Raw genomic sequence first — 22,695 nt, 5'->3', positions numbered from 1 at the left:
TCCCGCCCGTCAGCGCCGTGTTGTCCAGCCGGCCGTCCATGTATTCCTGCGTGCCGTTGTTGAAGACACCGACGCCGATTGACGTGGTGCCCGTCCAGTCCCCGCTGAAGGAGTAATCGAACATGCCATAATGTTGAAGGGTCGTCTCCGAGGCGGAAAGGTCGGCGCCATACCAGTTGACCGTGGTGGTTCCGGTGCCGGAGTCGTAGGTCGCGGTCAAGGCGATGTAATACCAGTCGCCCGGAACGTAGCTCAGCACGGTGGGCTGATCGCTGTTGTTGCTCCCAAAGGTGCTGGAGATCACGGGGCCGGCCGACTGCCGCCAGAAGTAGGCGCGCCCGCTGGCCGGACGACCGCACAAAACGTAAGTGGTCGCGGCGGACCCGGCGTAATTGCCGAACTGGACGACGGCCTCAACGGTGACGTTCGAACTGAGCGGCACGCCCGCGCTGCTCGTAATCAGGCCCGCGCCGTTCAACCGGTCGGCGGGGTCATACGCCGGCTGGTAGGCCTGGCTCGTGCCGTCGAAGCCGGGCAGAAATTGAATGTCGCCCGTCGTGTAGGCGCCCGATCCGGCCGCCCGTTGCAGGGAGAAGGCGTTGGCGCTGCCATCGGCCAGCCGCGTCGAATCGTCCGCGCCCTCGAATTTGTATTGGAACACGAGATTGGTGTTGGCCGACTGAAGGGCTTCGAAGTCGGCCAAACCGGCCCGCGCGCCGGGAACAATCAAGGCACACGACGCGGCCGCGGCCCACAAGGCGGCGGTTGTTCGGATCAAGGGATTTCGGGTTTTAGTCATGAGCGTGTTCGTTGGTTGCTGGTTGATGAAAGGACGTCGGGGCGGGCGTCCAGCCCCGCCGATTGGGTTGCCAAACGGCTCTTGGCTGCGGGACGCCGCGGCAGAATGTTTAAGCTGACAATGGTTGCGTTCAGGCCGGTCATCGGCCGGGTTTCGGGTTTCGTCCACTCTAGCCGTTCAACCCTCCGCAACCATCGGATGTTTGTCTGAGAATGAGGCCGGCACGTGCGGCCATGACACCGGCGCACCTAGGATTCATTCGCGTCCGGCGAGTTTCATCGCGGCCTCGGTGCGCGAGTGGACGTGGAGCTTTTCGTAAACCCCGCAGACGTGGGTCCGCACCGTGCTCATGCTGATGGCGAGGTGCTCGGCAATTTCCTTATACATGTAGCCCTTCGCCAGCAGCCGGAGGATTTCCAGCTCCCGTTCGGTCAGCCGTTCCAGTTCCGAGGCGGGCTTGTGTTGGTGAAAGTGACTGATGACCTTGCGGGCCACCTGCAAGGACATCGGGGCGCCGCCGTTGTGGACCTGCTGCACGGCCTGCAACAACTCCTCCTGGGGCATGTTCTTCAGCAGATAACCGTTCGCCCCGGCGCGCAACGAATCGAAGATCAGGTCGCCGTCGTCATAGGTCGTCAGCATCAGCACCTGAATCTTCGGCAGCCGCTCCTTGAGCCGGATCACGCATTGAATGCCGCTCATGGCCGGCAGGTTGATGTCCATGAGCACGACGTCGGGATGCTCGTTGGGAATGCTCCGCAAGGCTTCCTCGCCGGTGGCATGGGCGCCCACGCACCGCACGCCGGGGGCGCTGTCCAGGCACGCCACCAGGCTTTCCCGCATGTCGCGCTGGTCTTCAATGATGGAAACTTTGATCATGATCTTCCCGCCATGGACGGAAGCCAGTTTCGCCGCAAAACGAAACGCCTGCCATCGGATAATGATATGAACTCACTCAGTCTGCCGGCCAAGGCAGCTCCACGATGACTTCGGCACCGCTGCCCGCGTGGCTTTGAATCCGGCAGGTGCCGCCGATTTCGTCCATCCGCTGCCGCATGTTGCGCAAGCCGTCCGCCAGCGCATCCTCCGGCGCGGACTCGAATCCCCGGCCGTTGTCCTCGATGACAATCCGCAGCCCCTGAACCGGGGCGCTGATGCGCAACCACACGGCCGTGGCGCCCGCGTGCTTGACGACATTTTGCAACGCCTCCTTGACCACCAGGAACACGTTGTGCCGCATGTTGGCCGGCACTTCGCGGACCGGCGCGTGCTCGGGCAGGTCGAGCAGACAACGAATCCCGGCCGCGCGCAGATAATCCACCGCGAACTGACCGGTGTAATCGATCAGATGCGCCAGCGTGTCGTTGCGCGGATTCACCGCCCAGACGATTTCATCGAGCGACTTGACGGATTGCCGCGCGGTGCCGGCCATTTTTTCGATGCGCTCCGCCGTCTTCTCCTTCTTCGCCAGGTCGCCCAGCACGGCGATCAGCGTCAGGTTCGCGCCCAGGTCGTCGTGGATGTCCTTGGCAATCCGCGCCCGCTCGCGCTCGACGGCCTGCTGCCGGGCGAGCTGCACCATCTTTTGCTGCAACCGCCGCGTCGCCACATACCGCGCCACCCCGGCGACCGAGCCCGCCGCCACCAACGCCACCAGCAAACGAAACCACAAGGTCTCGTAAAAGTGGGGCAAGACCACGAGCGTCAGCGTCTGGCCGTTGCGATTCCAGACGCCGTCGCTGTTGCAGGCAATGACTTGAAACTGATAGCGGCCCGGCGGCAGGAAATTGTATTGGGCAAAACGCCGCGCGCCGGCTTCGACCCAGTCCGCATCGGCGTTAAGCAGGCGATATTGAAATTGCACGCGGTCCGACGCCACCAGGCTCAGGCCCGTGTAGCGAAACTCGAACTGATGCTTGCCGGGCGCCACTTCGAGATACCGGCGTTCGTGATCGAACACTTTCACCAGGGGAGGCGGATTATTGGTCGAACGCATCACGGCGTTTAGATGTTTCCCGTCCACCAGGATTTCCTCGATCACCACGGGCGGTTGCAACAGATTCGGCCGCACCGTGCCCGGCAGCACCGAGACGGCCCCTTTGATGGTGGTGAACCACAGCCGTCCGTCCGCCGCGCGCCAGGCCGCCGGTTGATAGCGGCTGGAACATTCCAGGGACGGCAGGCCATCGGACCGGCCAAACAGCAGGGCGGGCAGCGACTTGATTTCGCCCGCCGCAAATTCCTCCAGCGCCGTCCGGGGAATCCGGAAAATCCCATGATGCGAACCAAACCAGAGGTTGCCCAAGCCATCGGGCACGATCTGGCAGACAACGTTGTCAGGCAGGCCGTCGTTCATCTGGTAACGGACGAAATGCCCGTCGCGAAAGCGGAGCAACCCGCCCCGAAACGTTCCAATCCACACCGCGCCATCCTCGTCAGCGAGCAAGGACCAGATGACATCGGGGAAGCGTTCATCGCGGGGGCGAAAGGCCGTCGTGGTGTTGGTCTTGATCTGATAAAGCGTGCCGTCTTCCGACCCCGCCCAGATGTCGCCGCGCGGATCCTCCGCCAGGGCCCGGATGCTGGCCCGGGCAACGCCACTCACCTGCGCGAAGTTGAACGGCGCGGCCGGTCCGGCCCAGGACAAACCGCTCTTGGTGCCGGCCCAGATGCGCCCAGCCCGGTCCGCCAGCAGCGATTTGACGCCGTGCACCACGGGCGTCACGCGCCGAAACGTTTCGCCCTCCCGCACATACAAATCTTCGTCTCCGGCGCTGACCCACAGCCGGCCCTGGTGATCCGGTGTGGCACAGAAGGCGAAGCCCTTCTCGGTGCCGCCGGGCACTGTTACGTTGGTGAACACGCCCGCCTGCCCGCGCAATAGACCGTCGCCCAACGTGGCGATCCACAGCGTCCCGTTGCTTTCCTGGCACACCGATTTGGCCGGTTTGGTTGAAACATCACCACCAACATCAATTGTTTGAAATCGCCGCTCCCGAATCCGCGCCAGCCCGCCCGCGTCCACCCCCGCCCACCAATTGCCTTCGCGGTCCTCCAGAAAACAGCTCACCCGGTCGCCCGGAAATCCGTTCGCCGGTCCAAACCGGTGCACCAGGCCGTCGCCACCCACGTGCATCACGCCGAGCCCGTAATCATAAATCCAAAGCCCGCCCTGATGATCATCCTGCGTTCCGAGATGGGTGCGCATTCCGCGAAAAAGACCCCGGATTTCCTCGGCCTCGGCCACCCAGCGCCGGTCCACGGCCTTGCGCCAGCTTCCGTTCACCAGCGCCCAGAAACTGCCATCAGCCGCCACCGACAAGCATCCCACTTCTGCGGGCGCGGCGTTCGTGGGCGTCATCGTCCGGAATTGCGTTCCATCCCACTTGAGAACCCCCCGCTCCGTGCCGACCCACAAATGTCCGTCCGGGTCCGTGGTCAGGGCCGTGACCGGTTGATCGCCCAGTCCCGCCGATTCATCGAGCGGCTCAAATTTCCCATCCCGCCAGCGGGCGAGCCGCTTGTTGGACAGGCGATACCAGATCGTTCCCGTGCCATCCGCCGCGCACAATGCGCCCACACTGCGCAACGGCGGATTGAAATCCTCCCAGCCCATCCCGGCCGGAGCGGCGGCGGGCTTGAACCGGAAGCTCCCGCGATGCAGCAGGAACACGACGCGATTCGAGGACGAAGCCACCAAGGTCGCGTCAGGATCCGGACCGTCCGGTCCCGTCCATTCCCGGGCAAAGACGCCCCGGCACAACGACGTCATCGAGCCATCCTGCGTGTTGATCCAGAGTGTGCCGGCCGCATCCACGGCCAGTTGGCGCACCCGCGCGTGCGCCAACGCGGGAGCGTTGGCCGGATCGAAGGTGACGAACCGGTGGCCGTCGAAGCGCACCAGGCCGTTATACGTGCCGATCCACAAGTAACCGTCCGGCGTCTGCGCGAGCGCGGTGACCGAGCTATCCGGCAATCCTTCATCCGCCGTCCAGACATCGGCCAGGTAAGCTGCCGTCGAGTTCGCTGCGCGGCTGAAGGGAACGCAGGTCGCCCCCAGCAAGAGCAACGTGAATTGAACCACGCACGCCACCGCGGGCGTTGTCCACGGCCGGATGCGACGGAAGTTCATGGATTAAATTTGACCGGGAAGGTTTTGCAAAAACAAGCGCAAGCCCAGCCACTCAAGAAACCCGCCACGGACGCCGGCCAGCCTCACGGCCAGGAAACCCCCTCCACTCCCAACAGCGCAATGCGGACGGCGTTGGTGATGTTGCAGCCACGCGGGGACGGCGCAAACACGCAGTCCGCAATCGTCACGTCCGTAATCGGGTTGGCCGCCGAGTAGCCTTCGATGAAAATCGGCCCCTTCGTCAGCGTGCCAAAGGTGCAGTTGCGAATGTCGATGTGCCGCATCACCGGCGGCGAATCACCGTCCCGCCGGCCGCCCGCACCGTAACGCAGGGTGAGATGCACACCGTATTTGGCCTTCTGCACCTGGCAATCGCGCAAATAGATGTCCTCCACATAACCGCCGCGCGCCGGATTGCTCTTGAAGCGCATGGCCATGTCGAGGTCAGGGCTGTCGAAATGACATCGCTCGGCAAATACGTTGCGAATGCCGCCCGCCGTCTCGCTGCCCATCGTCACGCCGCCATGCCCCGCGGCAAAGCGGCAGTCTTGAATCACAATGTTCTGGCACGGAATCCCGACCCGCCGCCCGTCGTGATCGCGCCCGGATTTCACGGCAATGCAGTCATCGCCGTTGCTGAAGGTGCAATCCTTGATCCAGACGTCCGTGCAGGAATCCGGGTCACAGCCGTCGGTATTGGGCCCCGTGGTTTCCACCGTGACGGCGCGAATGATGACGTTGGTGCAGTAGAGCAGATTCAGCGTCCACATCGGCGAGTTGATGATTTTGACGCCGTCAATGAGCACGTTCCGGCAGCGCACCGGCTGGACAAAATTGGGCCGCAGGTGGTGGCCCGCGCCAAAGATGCGTTCAGCCACCGGCACGTCGCGGTCGCCCATGGCCACGGACAACTTCGCATCCGCCCCCCAGCGGTCCCGCCACTGATGCCAGGCCGCCCCTTGACCATCCAGCACACCTTCGCCCGTGACCGCGATGTTGGTCTGCCCGAAGGCATAAACCAGCGGCGAATAGTTCATTACCTCGGTGCTTTCGTAGCGCGTGAAGACCACGGGCAGATACGCCGCCGGGTTGGTGGTGAACCGAATCGTCGCGCCCGCCGCCAGATGCAGGTTGACCTGGCTGAGCAGGTGAATGGGCCCCGTCAAAAACACCCCTGGCGGCACGACCACGCGCCCGCCACCCGCGGCATGGCACGCGGCAATCGCCGCCTTGAAAGCTTCCGAGCAATCGGTGGTGCCGTCGCCCACGGCCGCATAGTTGGTGACGACGAAATCGCGCGCGGGAAAGACCGGCGGCACGATGCGGGCCAGAATTTCAGGCACCCGTGCCCACGCCTTGTCCGCTGCGGCCCCGGCCACTCCGGCCGCGGCATCATGGCTTGACGCGATGACAACATCGCCGGATTCGGTGGGGGCGGTAGCTGGAGCCGCGGGCAACCAGGTCGCCCAACCGACCAGTCCCATCAACAGCCCGTTCTTGATGTTCATCCTCATGGGATTCTCGTTTGCATCCGGAAGTTCAAGCTTACCTTAGCAGGCCGCGTCCCACGCGGGAACGGCGATGTTGTGCACGAGCCCGTGAGAAACGTGCACGCGGGCCCGCGCCGCGCAAAATGGGTGACACCTGCCATACCCTCTGACATTTTTTGGTGCGTGAGCCAGCCGCGTAAACCCCATCACCGTCGCGTTCTCATCGCGCTGGGCTGGTATGATTACCGGCTGCATCGCGGGATCGAAAAATTTGCCCAAGAACACGACTGGCATCTCACGGCGAACTACGCGCGCGAAAAGGTCATTCCATGGGGCTGGGAGGGCGACGGCATTCTCGCGTGGCTGGGTGCCGGCGATGACCTGGCCGAGTTCGTGCACAAGGCCGGCATTCCCACGGTGGATTTCAGTTTTCGCCGGCCGCAACTGCCCTTTCCCCGCGTGCTGGAAGATCACGCCCATGCCGCGCAGCTCGTGACGGAACATTTTCTCTCCCGCGGCCTGCGCAATTTCCTGTTTTACAGCGACGCGGACAACTGGTCCTACGAGGAGCGCGGTCGCGGTTTTGTCGAGGCGTTGCGCGCCGCGGGACATCACTGCGGCTGGCTGCGCTGGCATCAGTCCATCGCCTACCGCTCCGGCCGGCAGGAATGGCGGCGCAAGCGCGACTGGCTGGCGGCCTGCCTCAAACGCACCACCAAACCCATCGGCATTTTTGCCGCCAACGATGAACAAGCGCTGGATGTGTTGGAATCGTGCGAAAGCGTCGGCATCGCCGTGCCTGAAGAGGTGGCCATCGTGGGCGCCGAAAACTATCTGCTCGCGCCCGATTCGATGCCCACGCCGATTTCCAGCGTGGACACCAATCTCGAACTCCTCGGTTACCGGGGCGCCACGCTGCTGGACGAGTTGATGCAACGTCATGCGCCGCCGAAGGCGCCGATTCGCGTGCCCGCATCCGGCCTCGTCGTGCGCAAGAGCAGCGACCTGCTGGCCGTGAAACACAAGGGTGTGGCCCGCAGCGTCCGGTTCATTCTCGAACACTGCCACGAACCCATTAGCGTGAAGGATCTGGTCGGGGTGGCCGCCATGTCGCGGCGGGGATTGCACAAGGCTTTCATCGAACATCTGGGCCGCACGCCCGGCGAGGAATTGCACCGCGTCCGCATCGAACGGGCCAAGGCCCTGCTCGCCGAATCGAACCACAAAATGGAGGTTCTGGCGCGCATGTGCGGCTATCAAAGCGCCAACAGCTTCTGCGTCGCCTTCAAACAGGCGACCGGCATGCCGCCCAAGTCCTACCGCGATTCGCTCATCAATTGAGCGGATCCATCCCCGATAGTTGGAGGCACGCGGCTCACCCGGGTGTTTGGCGGCCAAAGTTCATCCACGAAATCACCCACCCCCAAACTTCGCGTTCAAGTTATTCACCCAAAGCAATTTACATATTGGCATCGAACGTGGATTTTCGATGACAAAAAATCGCTAAAGTGGCGCGTTCGACCTGCCGATAAAGAAGACAGGACGGAAGACCTTTCCGGCCCAAAACGGTCAGGTCGCGAAAACATGACGCAAACGCCCATCATCTCAAACTGCCTGCTTTGGCTCACCCTGCGTCGGCTGGGCTCGGCGGAACTGCCTACCCGGCGGCGCGCCGCGGAGGCGCTGTCGCAGGCGCCCTCGCAGCATGCGCTGGCCGCGTTGAACAAGGCACTGACCGACAGCGACCCGGAAGTGCGCCGGCACGCCGCCACCGGTCTCGCCCGGCTGGAGGTTCCGGAGCGGCTGCCTAGTTTGCTCAAGGCGTTCCAGGATAATTGCCCGGACGTGCACGCGATTGCCGCGGAGGCATTGAAGCAAGCGCCGCCGGCCCAGTTGACGGCGGACCTCGTGCCGCTGTTGCGGGCCGCGGATCCCGAATTACGCCTGCGCACCGCAGCCCTGCTGGAAGCGCTTGACTGGCATCCGGCGGACGATGGCGAAGCCCTGGAAGTGGCGGTGGCGAAAAATCAATTCATGAAGGCGGCCAGCTTCGGCAGTCAAGCCATCGAACGACTGCTTTTTGCCGCGCAAACTGCCGCCCCCAGCATGCGGCCGCACGCGGTGGAGGCCCTCGGCCTGTTCAACGATGCACGGGTGCAAGCCGCGCTCATCGAGGCGCTCAACTCGCCCAACGCCTCGTTGTCCATGGCCGCGATCCACGCGCTGGGACAGCAGGGAAACGCCGCCAACTTCGATCTTGTGGCACCCAAATTGAAACAAGACGACAGCCGGGTGCGCCGCGCCGCCGTCGAATCGCTCGCCCAAATCGACCGCGAGCGTGCCGCCGAGCCGTTGATCAACCTGCTGCAAGATCCCGTCTGGGACGTGCGCCGCGCCAGCGCGGAAACGCTGGGCCGAACGCAGCATCCTGCGAGCGTTGAACCGCTCATCCGCGCACTGTCCGATCCGGACGCCGACGTGCGCGAAGCCGCCGCCATTGCCCTGGCGGGGTTGCATGACCGCCGGGCCATCGGGCCGCTGGTCAAGGCGCTGAAAGACACCACCAGCGGCGTGCGCCGCATCGCCGCCACATCCTTGCCGGCCATTGATCCCAACTGGATCGAGTCCACCGAAGCCCGCGCTGCGGTGGAAGAATTGAAGCAAAGCCTGACGGACAAAAACCCGGACGTGCGCTACGCCGTCGGCCGGCTGCTTCAGAGTTTCGGCGTCACGCCGCCGGAAACGATTCAATACCTGCCCGAACTCACCTACTACTACGAGTTGCAGCAAAGCCTCGGCGCCCTGTCGTCCCGCAGTGCTTCCGCCGCGCCAGAAGTGCTTTCCGTTACCGATCTCGAAAAACGCCGCAAACTCGCGACCACTCTAATGATGGCCACGCTGTGCGACAGCGATCCGGAATTACGCCGGGCCGCGGCCCATTCGCTGGGCCGGCTGGGTGATCCGCGCGCGGAGAACGCGCTGCAGCGCGCCGCAGAAGATCCGGACCCCGGCGTGCGGCAGCTGGTGGACGGTTCGCTGCGCACCATTCGCCAGGTTCGCCGCCGCGTCAGCGTGAAACAAACCAAGGCAAAACATGAATGCAACAGCTCCAGTGGAAGCATCGGCGCCCTGCGCCTCGCCTGAAGCACGGCTGGATGAGGCCGGCAACGAGGGCCTTGACGAAGTCGTGCTCTGCTCAGGTGAGGGCGAAGTGCTCTTCACGTGGCAGTGCAAATCGCTCGAACGGCGCCTGCGCCTGATGGATCAGGTGGATCAACAAGCGCAGCAATTGCGGGACATTGCGCGGCTCGGCCGCTTTGACCGGCTGGAAATCCGGTCGCGCCAGGGCCGCATCATCTGCCAGTTGCAGCCGGACCGCCGGCTGTTTGTGCGCAGCATGGATGAAACTTTATGAAATCGACCTTACAAGATTTGTTCGAACGGCATCTGCCGGCGCCAGGCATCATCGCCTGCGGCGTGCGCCTGCCGGACCGCACGCACTTGTGCCAGTCCTGCACGGACGAGATTTCCCACTCCCAGGTGGAACTCGCCCTGAACCGGCTGGCCCTGGCGGCGGACAGCTTGAATCATCACCGGCTCGAGGCGAACACGTTCTGCTGGACGTTTGACCGGATGCGCGTGCATCTGGCGCAACGCCCCGACGGTTCGACGCTGATTGTGATGGCCGAAAACGGGAAGCACGCCCTGGCCGCCGCTTCCACCGACCGCCTGCTCGCGGACTTCAACGATCTGCCCGCCACCTGAGCCCGGCAACCACGAGGGACATCCGATGCGGACTCACCCCACCAACGCCGCCACTTCTCACGCCGGAGAAACCGCGAAACGGAGGCTCCGATGAACCGTCCGCGGCATCCTCAGGATTCCGGACTGCCAGATTCAGCGCCGCTGCGCTCGAGTCGTCCCGCAGTCGAGCCGGAGCCCAAGCTTCCGCCCGCAACGAACCCGCCGCCGGTCACGACTGCGACCAACGACGTGCGGCTGCGTAAAGCGAGAACCCTGATCCAGTCGGAAAACTATCCGCCGCGCCACGCGCTCCATCATGTCGCCCGCGTGCTGGCTTCCAGCCTGACGCGACCGCCGCTTTAAGCCGTCCGAAAAAAGTGGCTCCACGCAACGGAGAAACCTGGCGACCCCTGTTCCGCTGCGAACTCATTTTTTGTTGCTGACCCGGCCGGGGACGGCGGAGTAGGCTGCGGCGTGCCCGTCGAAAAAATCATTGTCGTTGAAGATGATTTGCTGGTTCGCAAGAGCCTCGAAGCGCAGTTGAAGCGGCGGTGCGAGGTGACCGCCGTGGACACCATCGCGGCGGCGCGGGACGCCCTGAGCCGGGACAATTTCGATCTCGTCTTGAGTGACGTGCATCTACCGGACGGCAACGGCACCGATCTCCTGCGCGAACTCAAAACGCGCCCCCAAAAACCCCTGGTGGTCATCATGACCGGCTTGGGCACGGCCGAGTTTGCCATGAATTGCCTGCGCGAGGGCGCCTTCGATTACCTGTTCAAGCCGTTCACCCCGGACCAGCTCGAATTCACGCTCAAAAAGGCCGAGGAATTTTCCCAGTTGATTCGCGTCAATCAATACCTCAGCCAGCAGACCGACGCGGACGAAAGCGAGGACACCGGCAGTGAACTGCTCGGCGGCAGCGCAAGCATGGAACAGCTCCGTGAACTCATTCACAAAGTCGCCCGCACACAGGCCACCGTCCTCATCCAGGGCGAAAGCGGCACCGGCAAGGAGCTCGTGGCGCGCGCGATTTACCGCGCCAGCCCCCGGGCGGCCGCGCCGTTCATCAAGGTAAACTGCGCTGCGATCCCGGAAAACCTCATCGAAAGCGAATTCTTTGGCCACGAAAAGGGGGCATTCACCGGCGCACTGACCAAACGCGAAGGCCGCTTTGAACTGGCGCACACCGGCACGATTCTGCTCGATGAGATCAGCGAAATTTCCCCCGGCGTGCAGGCCAAGCTGCTGCGCGTTCTACAGGAGCGCGAACTCGAACGCGTGGGCGGCAATCGCACCATCAAGGTGGACGTCCGCGTGCTGGCCACCACCAACCGCAACCTGGAACAAAGCGTCGCCCGCAAGGAATTCCGCCAGGATCTTTTCTTCCGCCTGAACGTCGTGCCCGTGCGGGTTCCCCCGTTGCGCGACCGCCGGGAGGACATTCCGCTGCTCGCCGGCCATTTCCTGCGGCGCTTCGCTCGCAAGCACGGCGTGCCCGTGACGGATGCATCCAAGGATTGCATGAAGGCCCTGGCCGCCCATCACTGGCCCGGCAACGTGCGGGAACTGCAAAACGTCCTCGAACGCGCGGTCATTCTCTGCGGCGAAGAAGGAACCCTGCAACCCAGCCACCTCGGTTTTACTTCGCTCGATTCGACCGATTCCAAGGCCCTGCTCGATTTCGCCCCGGACGACGCATCCACCAGCGATCCGCTGACCCTCGACGAACTGGAGAAGCGCCAGATATTGCGCGTGCTGGCCCAGTGCCAGGGCAACCGGACGCACGCCGCCAAAAAGCTCGGCATCAGCATCCGCACGCTCCGCAACAAGCTGCACGAATACGGCGTCACTCCCGACGATCAGCGGGCCGACGCCGGCGCCGAGGCTTAAGCCCGCCCGTTTGCGCACCGTGCGCCTCACCTGATCCAGCCTGCCTCTGGCCTTCAGCCTCTGCACGGCTCCACCGCCTTTTCTTGTCCGATGGGCAGGCGTGAAATCATTCCTTCCGCCACGGAACGACCGCCGCCCCGAATGCAATTTGGCGCAAGATAATCGGTCAAAATTTGCCTGGCAAAATTTGCCGCCTCCACCGGCAACACTTTCCCACTGCATCCTGACACCCGCTCAAAACGCTTCACTTGGCGGCCAAAAACAACGAAAACATTGAGGTTTTGCTGCGCCCTGCGCGGTCGATTCGCAGTGGCAACCGTTCTGCTAAAGGCCGGGAAATGGACGGTGTTGAGGCATTGATGGTGAATGATCAAACGCAACGCGAAGCCGCGTCCAGCCGGACCGGCGTTGCGTTCCAAAGTGAGTGTTCGCCGGCGGCCTCGACCGCCAAAAACATGCGCCTCGCCACGACAACCCAGCAGCCCGGTTCGCTCCCGCAAACGGAAGACGAACTGGTCGAAGCGCACGTCCCGCTGGTGTGGTCCGTTGTGCACGGACTCGCCGCGCATCTGCCCGCTTCCGTTGAAGTGGACGATCTATTCAGCGCGGGCATGTTGGGCCTGCTGCAGGCCGTGCGGAATTATGATCCGGCCGCGAACTGCTCGCTGGAAACCTACGCGCGCCTGCGCATCCGCGGCGCCATTTTGGATGAACTGCGCCGGCTCGACTGGGTGCCGCGTTCCGTGCATCAGAAAGCCCGGCGCGTGCAGGCCGCAGCGCGCCGGCTCGAACAAGCCCATGGGAGAACGGCCACGGATGCGGAAATTGCCCGGGAACTGGGCCTGACCCAGGCCAGCTACGCCGACTTGCAGGCGGACATCCAGCCCATCACGTTCGTCCACTTGGATGCGCCCATGGCCGCCGGCCTGGATGGCGAAGCCACCGTGAGCGACAGCATTGAGGATGATTCTCAAATCGATCCGGGCGAAGCGGTGGAACGACGTGACCTGGTGACGCTGGTCTTCCGGCAACTGGAGCAACTGCCGGCCATGCAACGAAAGGTGCTGGCACTTTACTACCACGAAGGTTTGCGGTTGCGCGACATCGCCGCCGTTTTTGAAATCACCGAGTCGCGGGTCTGCCAGATTCATTCGCAGGCAATTGCCACCCTCAAGGCATCGTTGCGGCGCTACCTGTCGGTGCTGAACTAAGGACGCGTGGCCGCCGCTTGGCGGTTTCAACTGGCCCCGCCCTGCGTCACGGTGCCGGCCAAAAATCCGCTTGTCGCCCGGCGTCCGGAAAACGAAAGTAACCCACGACAGGAAGGTCCACGATTCACGGGCAGACAGCGGTGCTGCTTGGGGGAAGGGGCCGCACACAAACATGGGCTGGTTTTCAAGAAACAAGGAACAAGAGCGGTTCTATCTGCTCCCGGGCATGGGCGGACGGGCGCTGCGACGCAAACAGAAAATCGTGCTGGTCTGGGCGGTGATAGCCGGCTTGATCACGGCGACCATCGTGGCAGCGGCGATCCTTTGGGCCAACAATCAGGGAGGCGGCGCCAACTAGGGCCGCGTCGTCATCAAGCCCGGTCCTTGCCCCGTTCCACGTTTTCCAGGTGGCTGCGGGCTTTTTCCAATTCCTGCTTGAGAAACTGGGTGTCTTCGCGCGCCTGGGCCAGTTCCTTTGCATGCCGCCGCAACTCCAGTTGCGTCACCGCGAGCCGCGCGAGCACCTGCAACGCCTTGCGCTGGGCTTCGCTGAGTTCGCGAGGCCGTTGGTCCAGCACGCACAGGGTGCCGAGTGCGTGACCATCGGGAGTGACCAGCGGCGCACCCGCATAAAAACGAATTCGCGGTTCCGCAATCACCAGCGGATTGTCGGCAAACCGCTGGTCCTTGGTGGCGTCCGGAACGATGAAAAGGCCGGGCTGCATGATGGCGTGGGCACAGAAGGAGACGTCGCGGCTGGTTTCGTTTGTGCTCAAGCCCACCTTGGCCTTGAACCACTGGCGGGATTCATCCACCAGGGAGATCAGGGCGATGGGCGCGTCACAAACCGCACTGGCCAGTTCGACCAGGTCGTCGAACACTGCCTCGGGCACGGTGTCGAGCACCTCATATTGCCAGAGCACCTTCAAACGCCGCGCTTCGTTGGCTGGAACCGGGGATGGCTTCATGCGGACCTCGTATGGCTGTCATGCTACGGCGGGCCACGGACAATGCAAAGCGGCTTTTGGCGGACGGCGGACGCGCGTCAGGACCGCGACAGCACCAAGCCATCCACCGCCGGCAAATAAACGGTGAAGGTCGTCCCTGCGCCCGGCACGGTGTGCACATGCAAGGCGCCACCAGCCTGTTTGATGAGGCGCATGATGATGCTCAGCCCGAGACCGGTCCCCTGTTTGGCGGATTTCGTGGTGAAATACGGCTGGAATATCTTCGGCAGAATTTCGCGCGGTATGCCCGGGCCGTTGTCGGACACGGAAACCGCCAGCAGCGGTGGGGCGTTGTCCAAGCACTCAACATTCAGGATCCGGTCGCCCGGACCATCTTTCAATTGCGTCAAGTCCAACGGCTCCGTGAGGACACGCGCCGCCACTTCCACCTGGCAGGATGTCGCGGATGCCTGGAACGCGTTGATCACCAGGTTGCGGAGAATCTGGATGAGGTCGGTGCCGTTGATGCGCACACCGACGTCGCGGTCCAGGGGATGAACCGCAAACTGATGATTGCCCAGGCTGGGATGCACCCGCACGAGCTGGTTCAGGTCCGCCAGCATCTGGTTCACCCCGACGCGCGAGACTTCGTCGCCTTCCGCCTGCCGCAAAAAACTGAGATAACGCCGCGAGATTTCGATGCAGTTTGCCGTCTGCCGCTGAATGGTCTTCAAGCGGTCCTTGATGAATTCGACGTCGGCCGCTGACGGCTCGCCAATTCCCGCCAGCCGCTGATTCAACAACTGCACGAATCCAGAAATTACGGTCAGCGGCCCGTTGATGTCGTGAATGACGCTGGCGTAAATCTCGCCGCGCGCCTGGGTGATTTGCTCCTGAATCTTCTGGTGCTGCAGCTCCGTGTAGAGTTCCTGCAGTTTGGCGGCGCTGTCGCTGGCCTCGGATTCCAGGAGCCGCCGCTGCATGGCGCCCGCCACCGCGGCGCGGACGGTGGAGACGTCGAAGGGTTTGTTGATGTAATCGGCCGCATGCAACCGCAGCGCCTGCCGCAATGTGTCCGTCGTCTCGAACGCCGTCATCATCACGACTTCGATGGTAGGATCGACGAACTTCAGCCGCTCCAGCACCTCGATCCCCGACATGCCTGACATGCGGATGTCGCAGACCGCCACGTCCACTTGATTGCTTTGCGCCAGTTCAATGGCTTCAGGACCACTGCTGGCCGGCAACACGTCGTAATCCCCTTTGAAGATGATGCGCAACGATTCCCGGGGACCGTCTTCGTCGTCGCAGATCAACAAGGTGCCCCGTCGGCGGGCAGGCCGGTCAGTTGCCACCAGCAGCGGCGCCTCGGTCGCTGTCGAGGCTGAAATAGTGTCGGTCGGAATCAATTCCTCGGTGTGATTGTTTATTGACCGCATCGTATCGGTCGACCTTCCCCTAACAAGCAGAAATCATCTGCTTCCCGCGACAAAACCAGCTCAACCCGGCCCCCCGGTCATCAGCCAACCACTTTCACGCAACAGGCTTATACTCACCGCACCGGGAACCAAACTAGGCCTGGGCCATTTGCGCTTCCACCGGCAGGGAAATGCGCACCACCCCCGGGTGACCGGGGGTAACAAGCGGTATTTCCAGTTTGCCGCGATGGGTTTCAATGATCTTCCGCGTCACGGCCAATCCCAGCCCCACACCCGGAATGCGCGTGGTGAAGAACGGCGTGGTCGCCTCCTTCTGCGCCTCCGGCGTGAAGCCCGGCCCGTTGTCTTCCACCTCTATTTTCACCTCGTGGGTTCCGTTGGTGGCGGCCTCGTCGCGGAATCGGATGGCGATCTGCGGGCTGGCAGGGTTGGACTGCAAGGCATTCAGAATCACCTCGCAAAAGGCGTGCTTCAGGGCGGCGCGGTCGCCCGAGATAGACACCGATTTGTCGCGCAATTCGTTGTTCAGTTTGGCCGCCTTGCCGGACTGGTATTTGCGGGCCTCCTGATAGGCTTCCTCAATCAACGAACCGAGCGGGATGGGATCGCCCGCCGCGGAGACGTTGCCGGCCAAGTAGCGCATTTGATGCACCAGGCGATCAACGCGCTTCACCCCTTCGGCCAGCGCCTTGTCCAAGGCCGCCCGGAATTCCGCATCCTTGAACCGCTCGCCGAGCAGTTGATGGTGCACCGCAATCGGCACCATGGCGTTGCCGATTTCCGCCGCCAGCCGTTCCGCCATGCTGCGCACCAGCCGCAGATTCCGGGCCTCCAGTTCCAACCGCTGGAGCTGCTCGGATTGAGTGCGGTCCTCCACCATCAGCATTGCCGAGGAGGGCACCGGCGTGTCGCCGCGGTGAATCGGCACGATGGTCACCTGGTAAACGGCGCCGGGCTCATCCTCCGGCGTGTAACGGAAGGGCGCCACCGCCGAACCGGTCTTGAGCACTTGAAACACCTTGGAGCCCAACGCCGGCGGAAGGTCGCTGAATTCGAGCTCACCCGATCGGCTGCCGGCCTGGCCGTAGTATTTACGAGCCATTTTGTTGGCATGCAGCACGGCGAGGTCACGGCTGACCACGACGCAGGCGCTGCTCAACTCGCGCATGACGTCCGCGAGCATTTCGTGGTTGGCCGCCACCTGATCGTGCAGCCAGATGTTTTTGACCGCCAGCCCAACCTGCTCGAGCAGGTGAAAAATCAACTCCAGCTCGGCGTTCACGAGCGGCTCACCCGTCACCCGGGCGTCAAACACTGCCACACCGAGCAGACGCTCACGATCCAGGATGGGAATCGCCACTTGCGTCCCCAGCAATTCGAATTCGCGTTGCGTCTCCACATCAGCAGCCTCTGGACTGTTGCGGCGAAGAATGCGCCCGAGCCGCTGCACATGGCTGCCGATGCCCGCCTCGAATGACAGTTGCACGTTGTCCAGCAAGTCGGACCGAAGGCCGATGGCACAAGCCGCCGCCAATTGGCGCGTATCCATTGCCGCACCAGCCATGAAGGGCGCCTCGGATGGCCGCAAAAAGATGGCGGCCCGGTTGACACCGGTGATTTCACGAATGAGCAGCAGGAATTGTTTGAGCAGCGCATCCGCCTTCAACGAATGGGTGAGGATGGCCGAAAAGTCGCGCAGGATTTCCAAGCTCTGAAAGGTCGTGGATGGCGAGGGAGCCGTCGGCGGCAGATTTTCCCGGAACGACGACGTCGCGCCCGGCAAAGTGGCGAGCGTCGCAGTGAAATGCTGGGTGTCCGTCGAGGCGGCGGCCGGTGCGAACATGCCATCCAGCACGGAATTAAGAATCCGCGGCCGGAACGGTTTGGCAAGCACGTGCTTGATGCCCTGCAAATAGGCCTCTTCCTCCCATTCGGGCTGGCGCGATCCGGCATAGACGAGCATCGGAATGCGGGGAGATTTGCGCCGCAGCTTCTCGATCATCCAGATCCCTTGAACCCCGCTGAGTTCCAAATCCAATACACAGGCATCCACCAGGCCGTGCACCAGCAACGGTTCGGCTTCCTCCGCGCTGACCCGGTGCACCACACGGTAGTGCTCAGGATTCAGGCCTGTGCGCATGGAGTCGGCCAATTCAGGGTGTGGTGCCAGCACTAAAAGTGTTTTCATCTGCTTCTATCCCAATCCTCGACCGACGATGCGGTCATGACCCGGTTCGGTTTGCTGTGGGCGTCCCGCCTCAAACTACGTCCAACGAATCCACCCTACATCTTCCCGTTCAACAATTTGAATACCGTGAGGATCATCGCCCGAATTGACCTTTTCCGGATGGGTCAGTTAACCCATAAGTTTCTCGACGGGTCAATTCATTCCTCACCCGCCCGGTTTAGCAAATCCGCTGCGGCAACGCCATCAGGGCAAACCCACAAATATTTTTCCAGGAAGGACATGTGGGCGCCACCGGGGCGTTCCCGGTGGTGTTGCGCGGAATAATGGCTTGAATTAACGCGGATAAAAACTGATCGCCGCAGCCCAGCTCATTCCGGGGTGGAGATCAGTTTTTCCCACAGCGTTTCGTTGAGCAGAATTTTTTGCAGAAACTCGGCCCGATCTTCGATGGGAGTCTGGCTCGGATTGACCGGCATGCGGATGGAGAACGTGGTGCCGGTGCCGGTGTGGCTTTGTGCCGTGATTTTTCCTCCGTGATGATGCACGATGAAGAAACACGCCATGAGGTTGATGCCATACTCGGACGGCATGTCCATGCGCACGACGAAGGGGTCGAAGAGAATTCGCAAAGCCTCCTTGGGGAGCCCCGGCCCGTCATCGGTCACCATGATCTCCACCTCCGGCTGACCCGAAGGCGTCTCGCTCAGATACCGGCCGGTGAAAGTGATCTTGGCGCCCTGGGGCAGGCTGGCCAGTTCATCCCGCAATAGAAGTTCAAAGAGGCGATGGAATTTCTGCGCATCCACGCCAATCTCCGGCAGGTCGACAGGAATGGTATTGATGACCGTGATGTCCTTCGCCTCAAGGCTCGGCCGGATCAAGGCGACTTCTTTGTCCACCACGCCTCCCACCTGCACCCGGCTGCCGAAGGAGGAATCCGGCTTTTCAGGCGCGGACCAGAGATCCTTGAGGAGGTTGGTGATTTTATCCAGCTGGGTCTGGGCGTTCTGATAATATTCCTTCCAAAAATCCGGATCGCGCAGCCCGCTGGCATCCAGTTTTTCCTCCTCCAATTTGGCCGGCGCCAGATCGAGAAATGTTTTCACGGCCTGCAACGGATTGCGGATGTGGTGGCTCAGCCCCTGGGCCAGCAGACCAAGGCTTACAATGCGGTCCGCAATCATCATGTTGTGAATCACGGAAAGCTTCTCCTTCAACAACTGATCGCGCTCCCGCTGCACCATGAAAAATTCCAGCGCCCGGCGCAGGTTGTTGTCGAGCTGCGGCGGATCCCACGGCTTCATGATGAACTTGTAGATGGAACCGGTGTTGACCGCCGCAATCGCCGCATCCATGTCCGTGTAGGCCGTGACCAGAATCCGGATGATGCGGGGCTGCAGGTGGCGCGCCCGTTCCAGCAACCAGACGCCCTTTTCGCCGGGCATGCGTTGATCGGTCATCAGCACGCCAATCTCGGTTTGATGCTTTTCCAGCAATGCCAGTCCCCGTTGTGCATTGGGGGCGGTGAGAATGCGGAAGCTTTCGCCAAAGGCGCGGGTGAAATTCTTGAGCGACTTCTCCTCGTCATCCACGTAGAGAATCGCGAATTTCTTGTAATCGTAATAATTGTCCATACGTCCCCTGGCTACGCGGGTTGCGGCTCCATCCTGTCAGCCGGGAAATCCAGCGTAAACTCGCAAAACTGCCCCAACTCCGTCTGCACCGAAATGGTTCCACCGAACTCGTGGACGATGCGATAGCAAATGCCCAGTCCCAATCCCATCCCTTCCCCCACATCCTTGGTGGTGAAGAACGGATCAAAAATCTTGTCGAGATGCTGCTTGTCGATGCCCGGCCCGTTGTCCCGCAAGACCAGACGCACCCGGCCATCCGCCTGCCGGCCGTCAATCCGGATCTGGGGGTGGCCCTCATCAAACTGTTTGGCCTTGAGCGCGTCAACCGAGTTTTGCAGGAGGTTCCCCAGCACTTGAATCATCTTGTTCCGGTTGGCTTGAATGGACAGCTCCGACGGAATGTCCTGGATCACCTCGACGCGCCCCTGCAAATCACTGCTGAAGAACCGCAACGCCACGCGCACGATGTCGGCCAGCGGCACATCCTCGCTCTCCTCGCGGCCCGGATGAGCATACGTGCGAAGATCCGAAACAATCGTGTGGACGCGCTTGATGCCGTCTTCGATGTCGGCCACCACCTCCTTGAACTCGGCCTGCTCGGCGGGCGGCAGCAGCTTCTCCTTGTTGCGCAGCGCATACAAACCGGTGCGGGCAAAATTCAGCGGATTGTTCATCTCGTGGATGATGCCCGCGCTCCACACGCCGAGCGAGGCCTGCTTTTCCTTGGTGATCAACTGATCCTGGGTCTGCCGGAGTTCGACCAGGGTCCGCTGCAACTCATCCGTGCGCTGGCTCAACTGAAGATTGCTCGCCTCCAATTCCTCCTTCTTCTGGCTCAGGGCAGAGTTGCTAGACTCCAACTCGCCCTTCTTGTTGTTGAGCTGCTGGTTGCTGATTTCCAGTTCGCGGCGGTTCCGGTCCAATTCGTAACGCAAGGCGAATTCACGGAACCGCCACCGGCTGTGAACATAACTCCCGGTCACCACAATAATGCCCGTGAGCACCAAAAAATACATGTTGTTGGCAAAGCCCTGCCGGTTGATTGGACCGTGCATGGCGCAGGCACCGACATACATCAAGACCACCAAGCTGACAGCCACCGCACTCTCCCCCAGCGTCCAGTGCAATACAAACCCGATGACGAGCAACACGAGATTCAATCCCGCGTAGTAGGGCGATTCCGAGCCACCCTGCAGGTAAATCATGAGCGCGATGAAAAAGGTGGGGAACATCGCCAGCAAGACGCCCAGGACGCGTGGGTGCTTGCGACCTGCCGGACTAACCACGGCAAACCAAAAAAGTGCAATCAAGACCGAGCACAGCAGGCGGATCTTCAGGAAATTCGCCCACACACCGGGATACTGGTTTGGCGGATAGGCAAACCAATCCAGAATGGTCCCGGCAGGCATCAACAGGACACCAATCAGACAACCCACCTGGACGTTGTTGACGATGACGCGCCGATCATAGTCCGCAAAGGCCAAACGAAGCTGCTTGGAATCTATGAAGGACTCAGCCATGACGGGGTTTGCGAACCTCTATAAAAACATTTACGCCAGTCGTATCAGACATACAAACAACGGCATCGGCCGGCGCTTTGTCCGGTGCCAACTTTCTGAATCCGACTCCATCGCGATAGATCAGATGCCAGTCGAGCATGTATTCCATGGAATACCGGAACGGTCTGGTTTGGTTCATTGCGTCGCTCACATTTGTCGCCACCAACAGCCCTTCTGGCGCGAGCATGTCGTAGAAGACATTCATCAGGTGCTTGCACACCGGATCCGTCAAATAATCAAAAAGACCCGCACAATATACAAAGTCATAGCTGGGTCGGGATTCGTTCTTGATGGCGCGGCTTGCATCCTTGAGCACCTGCTGGACTGATTTCCGGATGACCTCGAATCTCGCCCGCGGACGCCGCGTGACCCGGATGTGATCGAGCTTACGACGGAGCTGGGTGATGGTTTCCTCGTTAAAATCCAGCAGGGTCATGTCGGCAAAGTCACTGACCGCCTCGGTGTTCAAAAAACGTCCCACCTCCTCAGCCGGCCCACAACCGAGGTTGAAAATGTGCGCACGCTGACCTGCCGCTGAAACACGCAGCGTCTCCTCGACCAGTATTCGGACCAAGTAGGCCACCCGGTTTCGGTGCGCCTCAGCCGGAGCCTGACCAACCAGCCAAATGTTGATCATCTTGGCGAACAGCGTCTTCCCTTCATCCGGAGAACGCAGCATCATGTCCACCACCTCGTAGTCGCCGGCATAACCAAGGGGCTTGGTGAAGGTGCGGTATGCAAACGGAGACGTCAGCAACAAGGGGTGAAGCTGACGCCGGAGATGAATCCGGTGAACCGCCTCCATCTCGCCTCCAAGCCTGCTCGCGATGTCTTCAAACGGATCCACAAATGAATCAATGGCGCTGGTCACCGGCTCCTTGAGTTCGCTGATTACGAACTGCTCCAAACGGACGGCTTCATCTTGGGGCAGGCTTTGAATTTCGGTTTCGAGACGGTCCAACCAGATCCGCAATTCCTCCAAAAAGCTTTGCATGTCGGCGATGACCGACTTGAACTCCGGCAGCACGCGATATTCACGCTGCCACCCCTGAACAAATTCTTTAAACCGCTCCTGCCAGTAAGCCCCGCGTTGATGGGCGGATGCGGCATCCAGAAGCGCATGGCCCAATGAATGATCCAGAGTTGCCTCGCATACAACCGAATGCCCGGTGTGAATGATGTTGCGCACAACGGCTCGACCGGCAAAAAACGCGGCATCGCCGGTCAGAACCTTGAACCCCTCCAAAACCTGTGAGAGCCTCAACGTCACTGTCGGGTTTGGCACTTCGAAAACCACCGTTTGCAAAGCCAGCCGGATGATGTTCCCCTGCGTGTCCAAACCGTCGTCACTGCGAAACACTATGTTGCGTTGGATATTTTGCATTGGTTATCGCGCGCGTCACGTTCGTTCTGCCATGACAATAATCGTGGGTGACGAGATAATCCTGGGTCTGCCCCGCGTCTCCACCTGTTCGGCACGGAAAGCCTCCGGCACCCAACGAGCTTGCCAACCCGTTGTCCCACCGCAAGTTTTCGGCCAAAACCGCAGGCAGCCGGCCGATGGGTGCTCAACCGGGTGGCACCCCCTCTGCTCAATTTTGCGACCGCGCGTGGGCGGATGAACAAACAAGCACACCCCCGCGTTGCGGCCGACTCAGA

18 protein-coding genes are annotated in these 22,695 nt (G+C 61.7%); 7 read left to right on the top strand and 11 right to left on the bottom strand.

Annotated features, from left to right (window positions below):
- The 4 genes from VFV96_18695 to VFV96_18680 form a co-directional block, all read right to left on the bottom strand.
- Positions 1-799, bottom strand: a 799-nt coding sequence (locus VFV96_18695) for a hypothetical protein (protein ID HEU5072435.1), incomplete at its 3' end; no start/stop codon positions are given.
- 255 nt (positions 800-1,054) lie between these two features.
- Positions 1,055-1,678, bottom strand: coding sequence for a response regulator transcription factor (locus VFV96_18690; GenBank protein ID HEU5072434.1), 624 nt, complete (start codon positions 1,676-1,678; stop codon positions 1,055-1,057).
- A gap of 76 nt (positions 1,679-1,754) precedes the next feature.
- Positions 1,755-4,931 carry a two-component regulator propeller domain-containing protein gene (locus tag VFV96_18685; GenBank protein HEU5072433.1) on the bottom strand — a complete coding sequence of 1,059 codons (3,177 nt, stop codon included), beginning with the start codon at positions 4,929-4,931 and terminating at the stop codon, positions 1,755-1,757.
- Between the two features lie 83 nt (positions 4,932-5,014).
- Positions 5,015-6,439, bottom strand: a complete 1,425-nt coding sequence (locus VFV96_18680; GenBank protein HEU5072432.1) for a glycoside hydrolase family 28 protein — start codon at positions 6,437-6,439, stop codon at positions 5,015-5,017.
- 165 nt (positions 6,440-6,604) lie between these two features.
- Here VFV96_18680 and VFV96_18675 point away from each other — a divergent pair, with 165 nt between their 5' ends.
- From VFV96_18675 to VFV96_18655, 5 genes are all read left to right on the top strand, one after another.
- A complete protein-coding gene (locus VFV96_18675; GenBank protein HEU5072431.1) occupies positions 6,605-7,762 on the top strand; it encodes a DNA-binding transcriptional regulator in 1,158 nt (385 codons plus the stop codon).
- A 243-nt stretch (positions 7,763-8,005) separates the two neighbouring features.
- The gene (locus VFV96_18670; protein HEU5072430.1) at positions 8,006-9,565 is read left to right on the top strand and encodes a HEAT repeat domain-containing protein; all 1,560 of its coding nucleotides are present in this window, start codon (positions 8,006-8,008) and stop codon (positions 9,563-9,565) included.
- Positions 9,516-9,836, top strand: a complete 321-nt coding sequence (locus tag VFV96_18665) for a hypothetical protein (protein HEU5072429.1) — start codon at positions 9,516-9,518, stop codon at positions 9,834-9,836. The genes VFV96_18670 and VFV96_18665 overlap by 50 nt, the downstream gene beginning before the upstream one ends.
- Positions 9,833-10,186: a hypothetical protein gene (locus tag VFV96_18660; protein HEU5072428.1), complete on the top strand. Its 354-nt coding sequence runs from the start codon at positions 9,833-9,835 to the stop codon at positions 10,184-10,186. The genes VFV96_18665 and VFV96_18660 overlap by 4 nt, the downstream gene beginning before the upstream one ends.
- A 453-nt stretch (positions 10,187-10,639) precedes the next feature.
- Positions 10,640-12,058: a sigma-54 dependent transcriptional regulator gene (locus VFV96_18655; protein HEU5072427.1), complete on the top strand. Its 1,419-nt coding sequence runs from the start codon at positions 10,640-10,642 to the stop codon at positions 12,056-12,058.
- Positions 12,059-12,111: 53 nt separating this feature from the next.
- On the opposite strand, the gene VFV96_18650 is transcribed toward VFV96_18655, so the two are convergent.
- A complete protein-coding gene (locus VFV96_18650; GenBank protein HEU5072426.1) occupies positions 12,112-12,477 on the bottom strand; it encodes a hypothetical protein in 366 nt (121 codons plus the stop codon).
- Between the two features lie 36 nt (positions 12,478-12,513).
- On the opposite strand from VFV96_18650, the gene VFV96_18645 reads away from it, so the two are divergent.
- Positions 12,514-13,269, top strand: a complete 756-nt coding sequence (locus tag VFV96_18645; protein HEU5072425.1) for a FliA/WhiG family RNA polymerase sigma factor — start codon at positions 12,514-12,516, stop codon at positions 13,267-13,269.
- Positions 13,270-13,441: 172 nt separating this feature from the next.
- Complete coding sequence (locus VFV96_18640) at positions 13,442-13,627, top strand: hypothetical protein (protein HEU5072424.1); 186 nt, start codon at positions 13,442-13,444, stop codon at positions 13,625-13,627.
- A gap of 13 nt (positions 13,628-13,640) precedes the next feature.
- Here VFV96_18640 and VFV96_18635 read toward each other — a convergent pair whose 3' ends face one another.
- The 6 genes from VFV96_18635 to VFV96_18610 form a co-directional block, all read right to left on the bottom strand.
- A complete protein-coding gene (locus tag VFV96_18635; GenBank protein HEU5072423.1) occupies positions 13,641-14,237 on the bottom strand; it encodes a GAF domain-containing protein in 597 nt (198 codons plus the stop codon).
- 77 nt (positions 14,238-14,314) lie between these two features.
- Positions 14,315-15,655 (bottom strand): hybrid sensor histidine kinase/response regulator, encoded by a 1,341-nt coding sequence (locus VFV96_18630; GenBank protein HEU5072422.1) that lies wholly within the window; start codon positions 15,653-15,655, stop codon positions 14,315-14,317.
- Between the two features lie 133 nt (positions 15,656-15,788).
- A complete protein-coding gene (locus VFV96_18625) occupies positions 15,789-17,843 on the bottom strand; it encodes an ATP-binding protein (GenBank protein HEU5072421.1) in 2,055 nt (684 codons plus the stop codon).
- 368 nt (positions 17,844-18,211) lie between these two features.
- Positions 18,212-19,477 carry a hybrid sensor histidine kinase/response regulator gene (locus VFV96_18620; protein ID HEU5072420.1) on the bottom strand — a complete coding sequence of 422 codons (1,266 nt, stop codon included), beginning with the start codon at positions 19,475-19,477 and terminating at the stop codon, positions 18,212-18,214.
- Positions 19,478-19,488: 11 nt separating this feature from the next.
- Complete coding sequence (locus VFV96_18615) at positions 19,489-20,997, bottom strand: ATP-binding protein (protein HEU5072419.1); 1,509 nt, start codon at positions 20,995-20,997, stop codon at positions 19,489-19,491.
- On the bottom strand, positions 20,990-22,420 hold the full coding sequence (locus tag VFV96_18610; GenBank protein ID HEU5072418.1) for a class I SAM-dependent methyltransferase: 1,431 nt from the start codon (positions 22,418-22,420) through the stop codon (positions 20,990-20,992). The genes VFV96_18615 and VFV96_18610 overlap by 8 nt, the downstream gene beginning before the upstream one ends.
- Positions 22,421-22,695 lie beyond the last annotated feature (275 nt).

The organism is Verrucomicrobiia bacterium (genome assembly GCA_035765895.1).
Lineage (GTDB): Bacteria > Verrucomicrobiota > Verrucomicrobiia > Limisphaerales > DSYF01 > DSYF01.
This window is presented reverse-complemented; position numbering and strand designations above follow the sequence as displayed.

Bases quoted from the DNA above. Each gene is read 5' to 3' on its own strand.
- VFV96_18690 (HEU5072434.1), bottom strand. From the start codon at position 1,678: ATGATCAAAGTTTCCATCATTGAAGACCAGCGCGACATGCGGGAAAGC.
- VFV96_18685 (HEU5072433.1), bottom strand. From the start codon at position 4,931: ATGAACTTCCGTCGCATCCGGCCGTGGACAACGCCCGCGGTGGCGTGC.
- VFV96_18680 (HEU5072432.1), bottom strand. From the start codon at position 6,439: ATGAACATCAAGAACGGGCTGTTGATGGGACTGGTCGGTTGGGCGACC.
- VFV96_18670 (HEU5072430.1), top strand. From the start codon at position 8,006: ATGACGCAAACGCCCATCATCTCAAACTGCCTGCTTTGGCTCACCCTG.
- VFV96_18665 (HEU5072429.1), top strand. From the start codon at position 9,516: ATGAATGCAACAGCTCCAGTGGAAGCATCGGCGCCCTGCGCCTCGCCT.
- VFV96_18660 (HEU5072428.1), top strand. From the start codon at position 9,833: ATGAAATCGACCTTACAAGATTTGTTCGAACGGCATCTGCCGGCGCCA.
- VFV96_18645 (HEU5072425.1), top strand. From the start codon at position 12,514: ATGCGCCTCGCCACGACAACCCAGCAGCCCGGTTCGCTCCCGCAAACG.
- VFV96_18640 (HEU5072424.1), top strand. From the start codon at position 13,442: ATGGGCTGGTTTTCAAGAAACAAGGAACAAGAGCGGTTCTATCTGCTC.
- VFV96_18635 (HEU5072423.1), bottom strand. From the start codon at position 14,237: ATGAAGCCATCCCCGGTTCCAGCCAACGAAGCGCGGCGTTTGAAGGTG.
- VFV96_18630 (HEU5072422.1), bottom strand. From the start codon at position 15,655: ATGCGGTCAATAAACAATCACACCGAGGAATTGATTCCGACCGACACT.
- VFV96_18625 (HEU5072421.1), bottom strand. From the start codon at position 17,843: ATGAAAACACTTTTAGTGCTGGCACCACACCCTGAATTGGCCGACTCC.
- VFV96_18620 (HEU5072420.1), bottom strand. From the start codon at position 19,477: ATGGACAATTATTACGATTACAAGAAATTCGCGATTCTCTACGTGGAT.
- VFV96_18615 (HEU5072419.1), bottom strand. From the start codon at position 20,997: ATGGCTGAGTCCTTCATAGATTCCAAGCAGCTTCGTTTGGCCTTTGCG.
- VFV96_18610 (HEU5072418.1), bottom strand. From the start codon at position 22,420: ATGCAAAATATCCAACGCAACATAGTGTTTCGCAGTGACGACGGTTTG.